Here is a 14,599-nt window from a genome sequence, read left to right as displayed (position 1 = left end):
GTCTGCACCTCTCCAGCAGATGTCGTCCGTGATGCCGACCGCTGGAGGTTGCCTGTGCCCACCCCGAAACTTGCCGCGCAATCCGCCACCGCGAACGGTTCCCGGCGTCTGCCGCTGACCGCCCCGGTCATCGACTGCGAGCCGCCCGCACTGCCCCTGGGAGGCACACCGGCTGACTTGCCGGCACCGCCGGCGCCCTGCCCGGCACCGACCGTGCTACACGGCCACAACCCGCGCCGGTTGCGGTTGGTCAGCCCCGAGACCGACGGGCAAGTGCAGCCCGGCGCCGCGCAGTTCGCCGATATGGCCCTGCGCCGGGTCCTTGAGGTCGTCGATCGGCGCAGGCCACCGTCCCAGCTGAAATCGTTGATGAGCCAACTGCTGCTCGACGCGGTCATCGCCTCCACCGCGTCGCGCCACGGCACCACCGCCAGCCTGCGCCGGGTGGGGTTACGCCCGGCAGCCTCACCCGAGGCCGCCGAGCTGTTCGCCACCTACACCCGCGGCCCGCGGGTGCGCGCCATCGCCGGACGTATCGAAACACGCAGTGGCCGTTGGCAACTCACTGCGCTACAGCTCGGTTAGCTCTTGCGGTGCGACTTCGACGGCCGGCCTGTCTTGGCCTGCTTGCGGGCCGCTTCGCGACGCTCACGGCGAGTGCCGCCGCCCGCAGCCGCAGAATGCCGTCCGGCACCACCGGAGCGCTGCACTTCGGCGGTACCGTCCTCGGACGGACCCGTATAGGTGAGCGCGGATGCCCCATTGTCGGTTGCCCCGTTGTCGATCCCCTTGGCACGCAACGCGGGTGCCGGCCGTTCCTTGGTCGCCACCGCACCCGACTCCGGATCGGCAGCCGTGGCCTCACCGGCCTTCGCTGCGGCTGCCGCGGCGAACTCGGCCAGCCCGCTGGGCGCGGCCACCGGTGCCACGGCAGGCGCAGGCGCGGCCTCGACCTGAACGTTGAACAGGAATCCGACCGACTCCTCCTTGAGCGCGTCGAGCATGCCGACGAACATGTCGTAGCCCTCGCGCTGGTACTCGACCAGCGGGTCGCGCTGCGCCATCGCCCGCAGGCCGATGCCCTCCTTGAGGTAATCCATCTCGTAGAGGTGCTCACGCCACTTGCGGTCGATCACGTTGAGCAGGACGTTGCGCTCCAGCTGACGCATGGCACCGTCGCCCGCGAGCTCTTCGAGCTGCTTCTCGCGTTCGGCGTAGGCACGGTCGGCGTCGGCGACGAGCGCTTCGAGCAACTCGTCGCGGGTCAGCTCACCGGGCTCGCCCACCGCATCGGAATCGACCAGGTCGTGGTGGTCGATACCGACCGGGTACAGCGTCTTGAGCGCATCCCACAGCTTGGCCAGATCCCAGTCCTCGGCATAGCCCTCGGCGGTGGCACCGTCGACGTACGCGGTGATGACATCGACGAGCATGTCGCGGGCCTGTTGTTGGAGGTTCTCGCCCTCCAACAACATCCGGCGCTCCTTGTAGATGACCTTGCGCTGCTGGTTCATCACCTCGTCGTATTTGAGGACGTTCTTGCGGACCTCGAAGTTCTGCTGCTCGACCTGGGTCTGGGCGCTCTTGATGGCGCGGGTCACCATCTTCGCCTCGATCGGCACATCGTCGGGCAGGTTCAGCCTGGTCAACAGCGACTCGAGCGTCGCGCCGTTGAACCGTCGCATCAACTCGTCACCCAGTGACAGGTAGAAGCGGGACTCGCCCGGGTCGCCCTGGCGGCCCGAGCGACCGCGCAGCTGGTTATCGATACGCCGGGACTCGTGGCGCTCGGTACCCAGCACGTACAGCCCACCGGCGTCGGTGACCTTCTCGGCCTCCTTGTTGGCCTCTTCCTTGATGGCCGTGAGGGTGTCGTCCCAGGCGGCCTCGTACTCCTCGGGGGTCTCCACCGGGTCCAGGCCCTTTTCGCGCAGCCGCTTGTCGGCCAGGAAGTCGGCGTTGCCGCCGAGCACGATGTCCGTACCGCGACCGGCCATGTTGGTGGCGACGGTGATGGCGCCGAGCCGGCCGGCCTCGGCGATGATGTTCGCCTCCTGCTCGTGGTACTTCGCGTTCAGCACGTTGTGCGGAATCTTGCGCTTGGTGAACTGCCGCGACAGGTACTCGGAGCGCTCCACGCTCGTCGTACCGATGAGGACCGGCTGGCCCTTCTCATAGCGCTCCGCGACGTCGTCGACGACCGCGATGTACTTGGCTTCCTCGGTCTTGTAGATCAGGTCGCCCTGATCGGCTCGAACCATCGGCTTGTTGGTCGGGATGGGCACCACACCCAGCTTGTAGATCTCGTGCAGCTCGGCGGCCTCGGTCTCGGCCGTACCCGTCATGCCGGACAGCTTGTCGTAGAGCCGGAAGTAGTTCTGCAGCGTGATCGTGGCCAACGTCTGGTTCTCGGCCTTGATCTCGACGTGCTCTTTGGCCTCGATCGCCTGGTGCATGCCCTCGTTGTAGCGGCGGCCCAGCAGCACGCGGCCGGTGAACTCGTCGACGATCAGCACCTCGCCGTCGCGGACGATGTAGTCCTTGTCCCGCTGGAACAGCTCCTTGGCCTTGATGGCGTTGTTCAGGTAACTGACCAGCGGCGAGTTGGCGGCCTCGTAGAGGTTCTCGATGCCCAGCTGATCCTCGACGAACTCCACACCCAGTTCATGCACACCGATGGTGCGCTTGCGGATGTCGACCTCGTAGTGGGTGTCCTTCTCCATCAGCGGGGTCAGCCGGGCGAACTCGGAGTACCAGTTGGAGGCGCCGTCGGCGGGGCCGGAGATGATCAGCGGGGTACGGGCCTCGTCGATGAGGATCGAGTCGACCTCGTCGACGATGGCGAAGTTGTGGCCACGCTGGACCATGTCCTCGGTGGAATGCGCCATGTTGTCGCGCAGGTAGTCGAAGCCGAACTCGTTGTTCGTGCCGTAGGTGATGTCGGCGTGGTAGGCCGCCCTGCGTTCCTCCGGGGTCAAGCCCGAGAGGATGACGCCCACGTCCAGGCCCAGGAACCGGTGCACGCGACCCATCCACTCGCTGTCGCGTTTGGCCAGGTAGTCGTTGACCGTGACGACGTGCACGCCCTCGCCGCCGAGCGCGTTGAGGTAGGCGGGCAGCACCGCGGTCAGGGTCTTTCCCTCACCGGTCTTCATCTCGGCGACATTGCCGAAATGCAGCGCCGCGCCACCCATGATCTGGACCTCGAAGTGCTTTTGCGACAGCACCCGCCACGCCGCCTCACGGGCCACCGCGAACGCCTCGGGCAGCAGGTCATCGACGTCCTCGCCGTCGGCGATCCGCTTCTTGAACTCGTCGGTCTTGGCTCGCAACTCGGCGTCCGAGAGCTTCTCCATGTCGTCGGACAAGGTGTCGACATAGTCGGCCACCTTCTTGAGGCGCTTGACCATGCGGCCTTCACCGAGACGGAGCAACTTCGACAGCACGCTATTTCCCCTGTGGGTTCGATGGATCCCGTGGGCGGGATCGCACGGGCTTAGTTGACGTCCATCGTAGGTGACCGGTCGAAGTCGCTGGTTCTGCTGGCGCGAACACACAAAATCGCACCCCGGAATGCTCCGAGGTGCGATTCCGCTGGGCCCCTCCCACGTGCGTGGGACTGCCGGCGCTCAGGCCAGGCGGATCAGCCCGTAGTCGTAGGCGTGTCGGCGGTACACCACCGACGGGCGGTCACTCTCCTTGTCGTGGAACAGGAAGAAATCGTGGCCGACCAGCTCCATCTCATAGAGGGCGTCGTCGACTGTCATCGGTTTCGCGGGGTGTTCCTTGGTCCGCACGATCCGGCCTGGCTCATGATCGTCGAGACCATCCGACAATCCGGCATCGGCCGTAGCCATCGGCTGCTGCTCGAACAGCGTCTCGTGCGCGGTCGCTTCGGCCAGGGAGACCGGGGTCTTGTCGCCATAGTGGATCTTGCGGCGGTCCTTGCCCTTGCGGAGCCTGCTCTCGAGTTTGCCGGCCGCTGATTCCAGGGCCGCATAGAAGCTGTCTGCGCAGGCCTCGCCGCGCACCACCGGGCCACGGCCGCGGGCCGTGATCTCGACGTGCTGGCAGTTTTTGCGCTGACGGCGGTTACGTTCGTGGTCGAGTTCGACGTCGAACAGGTAGATGGTGCGGTCGAACCGCTCCAGGCGCGACAACTTCTCCGAGACGTAGATACGGAAGTGATCGGGAACTTCGACGTTTCGACCTTTGACCACGACCTCTGCGTTCGGCTCCGGGGTGGTGTCGCCGACCTGCTCGTCGGGGTCGACCACCATGGTGGCGCTTGTGTCCGGGGAATGGGTTGACATACTCGGCAACTCGTTTCTCTCAGTTGTCACACGCGTTCACGCGTGCCCTACTTCTCAACGAATCGAGATGGTGCCGATGGGCCGAATAGTTTGCTCCACCCATCGGCGAAAGGTGTCGGGTACTCACCTCCTACCGTTTGGCGGTGAAGTGGCGCCGCGTTCGGGGGCGCCGCCGTGAGTCGTTCACGGGTGGTTGCTGCCGACGGTAGTCCGTGTTCACCCACTCGTGCCACCAATTTCAGATACGTGTTCTCAGTTCTTCACGTGGGTTTGATCTCGACGAAATGACGCGCGCGTCAGGCGTGCGAAATCGCCAGTACAGCAGACACGTCGACCCCGGCGGCCGTGAGCATCCGTACCGATTCGGCCGCGGTGGCTCCGGTGGTGACGATGTCGTCGACCAGCACCACTTCACCCGCGACCGGCCTGATCAGACGTACCCGGCCGGCGATGTTGCGCTGGCGGGCGGCGCCCGACAGGCCCACCGAATCACGCACCCACGGCCGCAGGCGCAGCGCGGGCACGACGCGAACACCCGGTAGCCCGGCAACCGCTGCCGTCGCGATCCGGCGGACCGGATCACCGCCGCGGCGCCGTGCCGCGGCGCGGCGGGTGGGCGCCGGAACGAGCGTCAGCGGAGTACCGACGACGCCCCAGGTCAGCAGATGCTGCAGGCCGACATTCAGCGCGCCGGCCAGCGGGACGATCAGGTCGGCGCGGCCCTGCTCCTTGGCCGCCACGATGGTGCGCCGACGGATACCCGCATGGCGCCCCAGGGCGAACACCGGAACTCCCGGATCGGTGCGCGGGGTGACCAGGTGCGGCTCGTCGTCACCGACACCGAGCTGCGCGGCACACGTCGCACACCACCGGGTCGACGGTGCCCCGCAGCCACCGCACTCCAGCGGCAGGATGAGGTCGAGCATGCCGGCAGTCTGCCCGCCGGGGGTGACATCGCCGCTCCGCCACTGCACGGCCGCCGCGCTGCCACCGCACCGCCGCGACTGCACCACCGCCGGTTTCTACCTGAGGTCGCGATCCCGGGGGGGTAGCGCAGCCCTGGCGTGGAAATCGGCGCACCGCCGGCGCACCGCCACACCACGCGCCGAAGAGTCAGCCGGGCAGCACCGGCAACGAACCGGGAACCATCAGCGGCCGGACCTCGACCCATCCGGGATTGTCGTCACTGACCGAAGCGGACAGCTGCATCACCCCGCGCTGGTCGGCGACGTAGACCGTCGACGGATTGGCGGCCACCGTGCCCACCGGGACCTGCAGATTGCGGCTGGGCCCGTCCGAATTCACGCCGTCGAGGTTGACGTAGGACACCGGGTGCGCCGGATCGGTCCGGCTGACCACGATGTCGTCGCCGGTACGCCAGGACAGCGACACCACCGTGTTGCCCAGGCCGAAGCCGAGACGCCGCGGATAGGTCAGCAGGAACTGGCCCTCGGGAGTCCGCTCGATCCCGGCCAGGATCACCTGCCCACCGATCACCATCGCCGCGCGGGTGCCGTCCCGGGACAGCTGCAGTTCGGTGATCGGGCCCGGATAGCGGGTGGTCACCGCCGCCGCGTCGACGGGGATGCGGGCCGGCACCCCGGACGCGTCGCGGATGGTGCGCACCACATTGGCGACGTCGACTACCACCCATACGGCCTGATCCAGCGACCAGCTCGGCCGGCTGAGCGTGCGGCCCTCGATGGCCTTGGCGGTGGGCCCTCCCAACGGCCCCATCCACAGCGAGGCGGCAGTGGCCTCCGGGGCGTCGGGCAGTACCACGACCGACGCCGCGTCCTGACCGTTGCGCGACACCGCCGCCGATATCTGGTTGGGCGCCGAACCGAACGCCCCCGGCACGCGGGCGGTCTGCTGCCCGTCCAACGCCACCAGGGAACCGCCGACCAGCGCGTGCAGACCGGCGGCCGCGCCGGGCACGGCCCCCGGGTCCGTGGCCGCGACGTCGGAGGTCTCCCATCCGTCGGCGAACCGATCGTCCAGCGGCGCACCGTCGACGTTGATCACGTAGGGCCCACTGATCCCGGCCCGCGACAGGGTCCAGATGATCTGTGCGGCAAGCAGTTGCCGACTGTGCGGATCGGTGGTCGAGAGATTCTCGAGGTCGATTCGGGCACCACCGTAGCCGCGCCCCACCCCGGTCTTCCCGCCGTCGGCCCGGGTGACCGGACCGCGCAGCCGCAAGGGTGCGTCGAGCAGATTACGTACCGCCCTGGCAATTTCGGGGCGTGGCCCGGAGACCAGTTTGGAGATCAGCTCGGTGGCCAACTGGTCGGGATCGGACACCGCGACGTAACGGGGGTCGGGCACGACCGTGGCTCCGGTCGGGTCGACGAAATAGAGCGTGTTGCGCTTGTAGGTGGCCTGAAACTGTTGCCAGTCAAGGAAAACCCCGTTGGGCAGCCGGTCGATGCGCCAACCGCCCGGAGTCTGGACGAGCTCGATGGGGCCGGGGTCGGGCAGTGCGCCCTCCCCCGTCTCGAACACCCCCATGTCGGACAGCGATCCCAGGATGTCTGCCCGCATACTCACCGAAACCCGGTCCGCGCCACGGGTTTCGACGAACACCACCCGGTCGAGCAGCAGTGCACTGCCGGCGTCGTCCCATGAGCTGGAGGCCGACTCGGTGAGGAACTGCCGGGCTGCCAGGTGCCGGTTCGCGGGATCGGCCGTGGCCTTGAGGAATTCACGCAGGAGCACATCGGGGTCCATGCCCGGCGCGGGTTTGGGCAGGTTCGGCGGTGCCGGTCTGTCGACTGTTCCGATTGCTTGCGGGGAGGACGAATTCGGAATTCCCGCGCACCCGGACACCAGAACGACCAGACCGACGACCACGACCGTCAGCAGGCGCTTCACACGTTCTCCTCCGCATGCTCCCGGTCGCGATTGGCATGCTGCCGCTGTTTCTGCTGCGGCGCAATGGGTTTGAGGGGCAGCGGGCTGGCGGTCACCTTGTGACCGCGCACCAGCGGCAGCGTCAGGCGGAAGCAGGCCCCCTTGCCGGGTTCACCCCACGCCTCCAACCGACCCTGGTGCAGGCGCGCGTCCTCGATGCTGATGGCCAGGCCCAGGCCGGTGCCGCCGGAGCGGCGTACCCGCGACGGGTCGGACCGCCAGAACCGGCTGAACACCAATTTTTCCTCACCGGGGCGCAGGCCGACACCGTAATCGCGCACGGTGACGGCGACGGTGTCCTCGTCCGCGGCCATCCGGATGCGCACCGGTTTACGTTCGGCGTGATCGATGGCGTTGGCGATGAGGTTGCGCAGGATGCGTTCCACGCGGCGCGGATCCACCTCGGCGATCACCCCGTCGCCTGGCATGTTGACGTCGAGTTCGACCTCGGCGTCCGCCGCCAGGTGCCCGACATTGTCCAGCGCGCTCTGCACCGTGGTCCGCAGATCCACCGACTCCACCGACAGCTCGGCCACACCGGCGTCGTGGCGGGAGATCTCCAGCAGATCGGCCAGCAGGGTCTCGAACCGGTCCAGTTCGTTGACCATCAGCTCGGTGGACCGGCGCAGCGCAGGGTCGAGATCCTCGCTGTGATCGTGGATCAGGTCGGCAGCCATGCGCACCGTGGTCAGCGGGGTACGTAGTTCATGGCTGACGTCAGAGGTGAAGCGGCGCTGCAGGTTACCGAATTCCTCGAGCTGCTGGATCTGGCGCGAAAGGCTCTCGGCCATGTCGTTGAACGACACCGCCAGCCGGGCCATGTCGTCCTCGCCGCGCACCGGCATCCGCTCGGTCAGGTGACCTTCGGCGAACCGCTCGGCGATGCGTGAGGCCGACCGCACCGGCTGCACGATCTGACGGGCCACCACCAGCGCGATCGCCGCCAGCAGGCCCAACAGCACCACGCCGCCGGTCGCCATGGTGCCGCGCACCAGGGAGATGGTGCTCTCCTCGTTGTTCAGCGGAAAGATCAGGTACAGCTCAAGATTGGGCACCGACGAGGACGCCGGGCTGCCGACGATCAGCGCAGGACCGGAGAACCCATCGGTGGCGACCGTGGTGTATTGGTAACTGACCTGTCCGGCCTTGACGAAGTCACGTAGGGCCTTCGGCACCTGTTGCACCGGCCCGGCCGCAGCGGCTTCGCGTGGCCCGTCGCCGGGAGCCATGAGTACCGCGTCGAACGCTCCGGCCACGTCCGCGCGGGCGTCGGCCTTGCGATCGATCAGGGTGTTCCGGGCCAACTGCAGGCTGCTGTCGAGCGAACGGCTCTCTTCACCGCCGACGATGCCGCCGACCGTGATGCGGGCCCGTTCCACCTCCTCGGTGGCGGCCTTGACCTTGACCTCAAGGATCCGGTCCGTGATCTGGCTGGTGAGCACGAAGCCGAGCACCAGGATGACGGCAAGCGAGAGCCCCAGAGTCAGCGTCACGACCCGCAGTTGCAGCGAACGACGCCACACCAGGCTCACCGCCCGACCAAGCGTCCCCAATCCGCGCAACAGCGGGCCGGAACCACCCCAGCGACCACGAATGCGCCGTCTGGAGCTGAAGATCACGGGGGTCCGGCCTTGTATCCCACTCCTCGAACGGTCAACACCACCTGCGGGTTCTCCGGGTCTTTCTCAACCTTGGCCCGCAACCGCTGGACATGCACGTTCACCAAACGGGTGTCAGCGGGGTGGCGATATCCCCACACCTGTTCGAGCAGCACATCACGAGTAAACACCTGGCGTGGTTTGCGTGCCAGCGCCACCAGCAGGTCGAACTCCAGCGGTGTCAGCGAAATCTGCTCGCCCTGGCGGGTCACCTTGTGGGCCGGCACGTCGATCTCGACATCGTTGATCGACAGCAGCTCGGCAGGCTCGTCCTCGTTGCGGCGCAGCCGTGCGCGCACCCGGGCCACCAGCTCCTTGGGCTTGAACGGCTTCATCACATAGTCGTCGGCGCCGGATTCCAGGCCCAGTACCACGTCGACGGTGTCGGTCTTGGCGGTCAGCATGACGATCGGGACACCCGAGTCGGCACGGAGCACCCGGCACACGTCGATCCCGTTCATCCCGGGCAACATCAGGTCCAGCAGGACCAGATCGGGGCGCAATTCACGAACGGCGGTCAGCGCCTGGCTGCCATCGCCGACGACCGCGGTGTCGAATCCTTCACCACGCAAGACGATGGTGAGCATCTCGGCCAGTGATGGGTCGTCATCGACGACAAGGATCCTTTGCCTCATGGTGTCCATGGTGTCACCCGATCGCGATAAAACCGGGGTACCACACGCGGGTTTCTCGGCTTTATCTGCTGCTTAGCCGACCCGCAAGGACAGTTGCGTCCACGTCTGGGCCCGCGACGGCCCATCGACCGCACCAGTCGGCGGCCGACAGCGCGGTATAGACCTCGCCGGTGCGCTGTTGCAGCCCGCCGTCGCGTTCGTAGGCGTCCTTGGCGCGGTCGGCCTCGGTGTTGGCGCGGTGCTCGGCCCGCTGGGCGGCCAGCTCGGTCGGGACATCGAGCAGTACCTGCCAATCCGGGCTGGGGAGTTTCAGGCGGTCGAACTCGAGCTCGCGCACCCAGGCGACCGCCTCGCCGTCGGCGCCCTGGTGCAGCCTCGCCGCACTGTAGGCGGCATTGGAGGCGACGTAGCGGTCCAGGATGACGACGTCGTAGGCGCCCTGCAGGTGTTCGATCTCCTCCCGGGCGCCGGCGCGGTCGAGCGCGAACAGGGCCGCCATCGCGTACACCGATTCGGCCAGGTCGCCGTGCGCCCCGTGCAGCGCCTCGGCGGCCAGGTCGGCGGGCACCGACCGGTGGTAGCGCGGGAATGCCAGGCTGCCGACGGACTTGCGATCGGCCTCGAACGCCGCCCGCAGGCCGTTGGTCAACGTACGTTTGCCGGCACCGTCGACACCTTCGATCGCAATGAGCACGCCGCGAGCCTATCCCTGAGACCGGGCGCCGCCGCCGATGTCACGTTGGAGTGGCACCCCTGCCTCGCGGGTAAATCAGACAGCCGGGAAGGCCCCACAAGATAGCCCGGCTTATTTTTGCGTCCGGTACGGTCGCCTGATCCCAGGAATCGCCGACATATGAGGTAGCGGATGCACCAGAACACAGCGCTCACCGCAGCCACCCTGCTGGACCTGCTGCAGCAGCGGGCCGCGACGTATCAGGACAAGGTCGCGTTCAGCTTCTCGTATGACGGCGACGACCAGAACCGCACCCAGCTGACATACCGCGACCTGGATCGCCGGGCCCGCGCGATCGCGTCCACCCTGCACGACCTGGGGGCTGTCGGTGAACGCGTCCTGGTGCTGTGCCGGCCCGGCCTGGATTCCATCGCCGGGTTCTTCGGCTGCGTCTACGCGGGTGCTGTCGCCGTGCCGGTGCACGAGCGGCTGGCTCCACGCCTGTCCTCGGTGGTGCCCGACGCACATGCGCGCTTCGCGCTCGCCACCGCCGAGACGCAGGCGAAGATCAAGGCCGCGATCGACGAGTTGGCCGAGGGGCGCGACCTGCGGTGGGTCCGTGCCGATGAGGTGGACACCCCCGCCGCCGAAGGCAGCAGTTGGGCGGCACCGGAGATCGACCCGGACGCGATCGCCATGGTGCAGTACACGTCTGGCTCCACCACGACGCCGAAGGGCGTCGCACTGACGCACCGCAACCTTCTCCACAACATGGAGTCGATCCGCCAGGTGTGGGACGGCGACGACACCGCAACCAGCGTGTTCTGGCTGCCGTCCCACCACGACATGGGTCTGATCGGCGGGATTCTGTCGATGCTCTACGTGGGGTGCACCACCCATCTGATGTCACCGTCCTCCTTCGTCAAACGGCCGATGGGCTGGCTGGAAGCGATATCCCGGCATCGCGCAACCTTCACCGCCGCACCGAACTTCGCCTACGACCGGTGTGTCGAAGAGAGCACTGCAGAGCAGCGCGCGGCGCTCGATCTGTCCAGCCTCGCCACCGCCATGAACGGCGCCGAGCCGGTACAGGCCGCCACGCTGGAGAAGTTCGCCGAGGCGTTCGCTCCGGCGGGGTTCCGGCCGGAGGCACTGTGTCCGGTGTACGGACTCGCCGAGGCGACCTTGCTGGTGTCCGGCGGTTCGGACTCCGCGCTGCCGGTCGTTGCGCACGTCGATCGCACCGGGCTTCAGGCAGATCGCGTCGTCGACGTCGAGCCGGGACATCCGTCCGCGGTCGCTTTGGTGGGGTGCGGCCGCCCGCGAGGCGGCCAGCACGTGGTCGTCATCGATCCGTTGACCCACCGGCCGTGCGGGGCGGATGAGGTCGGCGAGATCTGGATCGCCGGCCCCAGCGTCGGTTGGGGATATTGGGCCAGGCCAGATGAGACGGCGCAGACGTTTTCCGCTGTTGCGGCCGAGGTATCCGGCGGGCCATTCCTGCGCACCGGTGATCTGGGTTTCCTCCGGTCGGGCGAGCTGTACATCACGGGACGCTGTAAGGATCTCGTCGTCATCCGCGGCGGCAACTACTACCCCAGCGACATCGAGCGGACGGTGCAGGACAGCCATCCGGCACTCGTATCCGGGCGCGGCGCCGTCTTCGCGATCACTCCCGGTCTGGGAGCGGTCGAACAGATGGTGATCGTGCAGGAGGTGGCTCGCCAACGAGACGGATCGGTCGACCTCTCCGCGGTTGCCGATGCGGTCCGGGCCGCGGTGACCGCGCGATACGGCGTAGAGCCGAACGCGGTTCTGCTGGTGGAACATCTGTCGATTCCGACGACGTCGAGCGGCAAGATCCAACGGGGCCGGTGCCGGCAACAGTTGCTCGACGACGAGATCGCGCCCGTGGCGCACTGGCTCAGGCCGTCGGCGCTCGACGACCTCGCCAAGGCCAGGGAACTCGAGGCCGCGATCCGCATCGCCGAGCTGATCAAGGCCGAGGCGGCCCGTCAGCAGGCACCAGGCCTGAACTGACGCCCAGGAGCTGCCAGCATTTGTTAGCTGATCGCGGCCGCCTGCACGGTCGCCGCGGTAGTGCCGCACCCCGGTCCGGTCTGCGCGGTCCCTGCACTGCCGGTACCACGAGCCGCGGTTGCCGCGCACTCCCCAACAAATAAAAGTGGGCCCCTGCACATCGGCATCAGGGGACACGGCGCTTCGCCGCACCGGAGCAGCGGGCATGGCACAACTCTGAATCATGTTGTCAGACAAATTTTTTGACAGACAAATCACGGTCTCGCGAGAGCCGTCCAGTCGCACGCGCCCTGAAGCAGCCATGGATGCAACCCGACATTAAAAAATGTCTAATCATTAGCCCAAATCGGGTTCAAGCCCAGCGAGCTGCCACTTCTCCTGCAACACCGCGTTGCTCGACGGCGCCGAACCTTAAACTGGCTACATTCGTTGCCCAAATATTGCATCGGCAACTACTTCGCCGGGCTATGGTCTGTCCGATTATTTACAGATGCGAAAGGAGATGCCGTGCATCTCGTTGCTCAGCCCCACCCCCCCGTGGGCGCAAAGCAAGAAACCACCCGTCACTGGCTCACCGCAGCGGGCATCGTCGTCGCCGCCGCCGGGATGATTGCCGCCACGCCGGGAATCTCTCCCGTCCCTGCCGGTGCCCAGCACGACATTCACGCCGACGCCGTGCGCCTCACCGCTGGTTGGGACCCCTTCGCGCCACTGCAAACGGCCTTCGACACCGCGAAGGCCAACGGCACGATCCTGGGCGACAACTTCCTGTTGGCCCCGGGCGTCGGACTGCAGCAGGCGATCGCCAACCAGATCGGCTATGCCAAGCAGCTTTTCGATGACCCGTCGAGCTTCGAGGCCGTGTCGCAACAGTTCGCCGCCAATGCGATGAAGGTGGTGACGGGTCTCACCCTGATCGGTGCGGACGACGCCACCAAGGACGCGGTGCTCAAGCACACCCTCGGCGGTATGCACGGCTTGGCGCTCGACATGTTTCCCTCGTTCCTGGAGGAAGGTGTCGACGTCGACTCCTTCTCCGCGGTCATGAGTGTCCTGGCCTCGCCGCTGAGCGGCGTCCTCATCGGATCGGTCGGCCCGGTGATCAGCCCGGCGGTGGCCCTCCTCAACAGTGCCGTGGCGATTTCGGACGCGCTCCAGGCCGGCGACTCGACAACCGCACTCTCCAGCCTGCTGGGGGTGCCGGCCGGCATGGTCGACGCGTTCCTGAACGGCGCCAATCTGAACCTCGACGCGCTGGCGCCGATGATCAACGATGCGGGCCTGATCAAGGACAGCGTCACCATCGGCGGGCTCAACATCGCGTTCGGCGGTCTGCTCACCCCGGGCTCAACCGATCGGAGCACCTACGAATACACCGACGAAGAGGGCAACAAGGTAACGATCCCCTCGGTCGGCGGCTCGATCTTCAACAGCCTCGGTCTGGACGTCAAACTCGGTGCCCTCGGCATCTCGGTCAAGGGCGAGGCCGTCGGCCCGATCGGCGCCTTGCAGGGGCTGTCGCAAACGGTCGGCGTGCTGCTCGGCAGCGGCTGGGACGATTGGGACGGCAAGGGGAATGCTCCGGCCCCGAAGCCCCCACTGTTCGGACTGCATCCGCTCGCTACGGGCGACATCCTGAGCGACACCGCCGAAAGCGCAGGCGTCACCAAACTTCGTGACGCGTTGAAGGGTGCAGCTGTCGAGAACATCGTCAAGAAGCTGCAAGGCATCGCGACCGGCACCGAGGAGGCCACCGACGAGGCTGCCGCTCCGGTCACGGATGCCGAGGGTTCGGCTGCCGACAGTTCGGCCGCGAACGCCATCGCAGCGGCCAACGAGCTGACCTACTCGACCGCGAACAAGACCGTCACGGTGTCGCTGGAGAAGCCGACCGCCGTATCCGCGACCGCGGATGCCGCCAAGGCCCCGGCCGCCACCAAGGTCGCTACCGCTGACGAGGCAGGCACCACCGACGAGACCGCGGCACCGACGGAATCGGCCGACGATGCCGCAACCGCTGGTAAGCCGACGCCCAAGGTTCAGACCCGCCTGAATGCGCCGACGACCCGGACCGCCGGCCCGACGGACAAGACCCCGCGCAGCAATCTGGTCAAGGGTGTCAAGGATGCGGTGAAGAACGTTCGCAACGGATTGGGCGCGAACAGCACCCGCAAGTCCAGCGAATCCACTTCCAGCTCAAGCGATTCGAGTGCCGGTGCGTCCAACTCCGGTTCCGAATCCACCAAGCCGGCCAAGAAGGACGCCGGCAGCAAGAGCAAGCACGACAACAAGAAGTAACCAAACCGGTCGACAGACGGAAAATTGCCCCAAATCAAGTGATTTGGGGCAATTTTCCGTCTGCTCGCG

The 14,599-nt window shown here is 67.0% G+C and carries 10 protein-coding genes; 3 read left to right on the top strand and 7 right to left on the bottom strand.

Annotated features, from left to right (window positions below):
- Positions 1 to 54: 54 nt before the first annotated feature.
- A complete protein-coding gene (locus HBE63_RS03565; RefSeq protein WP_208301288.1) occupies positions 55 to 585 on the top strand; it encodes an Rv3235 family protein in 531 nt (176 codons plus the stop codon).
- On the opposite strand, the gene secA is transcribed toward HBE63_RS03565, so the two are convergent.
- From secA to HBE63_RS03530, 7 genes are all read right to left on the bottom strand, one after another.
- Positions 582 to 3,446, bottom strand: coding sequence for a preprotein translocase subunit SecA (gene secA / locus HBE63_RS03560; protein WP_166903329.1), 2,865 nt, complete (start codon positions 3,444 to 3,446; stop codon positions 582 to 584). The genes HBE63_RS03565 and secA overlap by 4 nt on opposite strands.
- Before the next feature lie 183 nt (positions 3,447 to 3,629).
- Positions 3,630 to 4,280 (bottom strand): ribosome hibernation-promoting factor, HPF/YfiA family, encoded by a 651-nt coding sequence (gene hpf, locus HBE63_RS03555; RefSeq protein ID WP_166909319.1) that lies wholly within the window; start codon positions 4,278 to 4,280, stop codon positions 3,630 to 3,632.
- 329 nt (positions 4,281 to 4,609) lie between these two features.
- Positions 4,610 to 5,239 carry a ComF family protein gene (locus HBE63_RS03550; protein WP_166909318.1) on the bottom strand — a complete coding sequence of 210 codons (630 nt, stop codon included), beginning with the start codon at positions 5,237 to 5,239 and terminating at the stop codon, positions 4,610 to 4,612.
- A 187-nt stretch (positions 5,240 to 5,426) separates the two neighbouring features.
- Positions 5,427 to 7,187 (bottom strand): MtrAB system accessory lipoprotein LpqB, encoded by a 1,761-nt coding sequence (gene lpqB / locus HBE63_RS03545; protein ID WP_166903327.1) that lies wholly within the window; start codon positions 7,185 to 7,187, stop codon positions 5,427 to 5,429.
- The gene (gene mtrB, locus HBE63_RS03540; RefSeq protein ID WP_166903325.1) at positions 7,184 to 8,845 is read right to left on the bottom strand and encodes an MtrAB system histidine kinase MtrB; all 1,662 of its coding nucleotides are present in this window, start codon (positions 8,843 to 8,845) and stop codon (positions 7,184 to 7,186) included. Before mtrB ends, lpqB begins: the two co-directional genes overlap by 4 nt.
- Positions 8,842 to 9,528, bottom strand: coding sequence for a two-component system response regulator MtrA (gene mtrA, locus HBE63_RS03535; protein WP_070187218.1), 687 nt, complete (start codon positions 9,526 to 9,528; stop codon positions 8,842 to 8,844). The genes mtrB and mtrA overlap by 4 nt, the downstream gene beginning before the upstream one ends.
- A gap of 52 nt (positions 9,529 to 9,580) precedes the next feature.
- Complete coding sequence (locus tag HBE63_RS03530) at positions 9,581 to 10,213, bottom strand: dTMP kinase (protein WP_166903323.1); 633 nt, start codon at positions 10,211 to 10,213, stop codon at positions 9,581 to 9,583.
- 171 nt (positions 10,214 to 10,384) lie between these two features.
- Here HBE63_RS03530 and HBE63_RS03525 point away from each other — a divergent pair, with 171 nt between their 5' ends.
- Both HBE63_RS03525 and gjpA read left to right on the top strand, forming a co-directional pair.
- Positions 10,385 to 12,232, top strand: a complete 1,848-nt coding sequence (locus tag HBE63_RS03525; protein ID WP_166903321.1) for a fatty acyl-AMP ligase — start codon at positions 10,385 to 10,387, stop codon at positions 12,230 to 12,232.
- 507 nt (positions 12,233 to 12,739) lie between these two features.
- Positions 12,740 to 14,530 (top strand): outer membrane porin GjpA, encoded by a 1,791-nt coding sequence (gene gjpA, locus HBE63_RS03520; RefSeq protein WP_166903319.1) that lies wholly within the window; start codon positions 12,740 to 12,742, stop codon positions 14,528 to 14,530.
- Positions 14,531 to 14,599 lie beyond the last annotated feature (69 nt).

It is taken from the genome of Mycobacterium sp. DL440 (assembly GCF_011745145.1).
GTDB lineage: Bacteria > Actinomycetota > Actinomycetes > Mycobacteriales > Mycobacteriaceae > Mycobacterium.
Note: the sequence above shows the minus strand (reverse complement) of the source record. Positions and strands in the feature narration are given on the sequence as shown.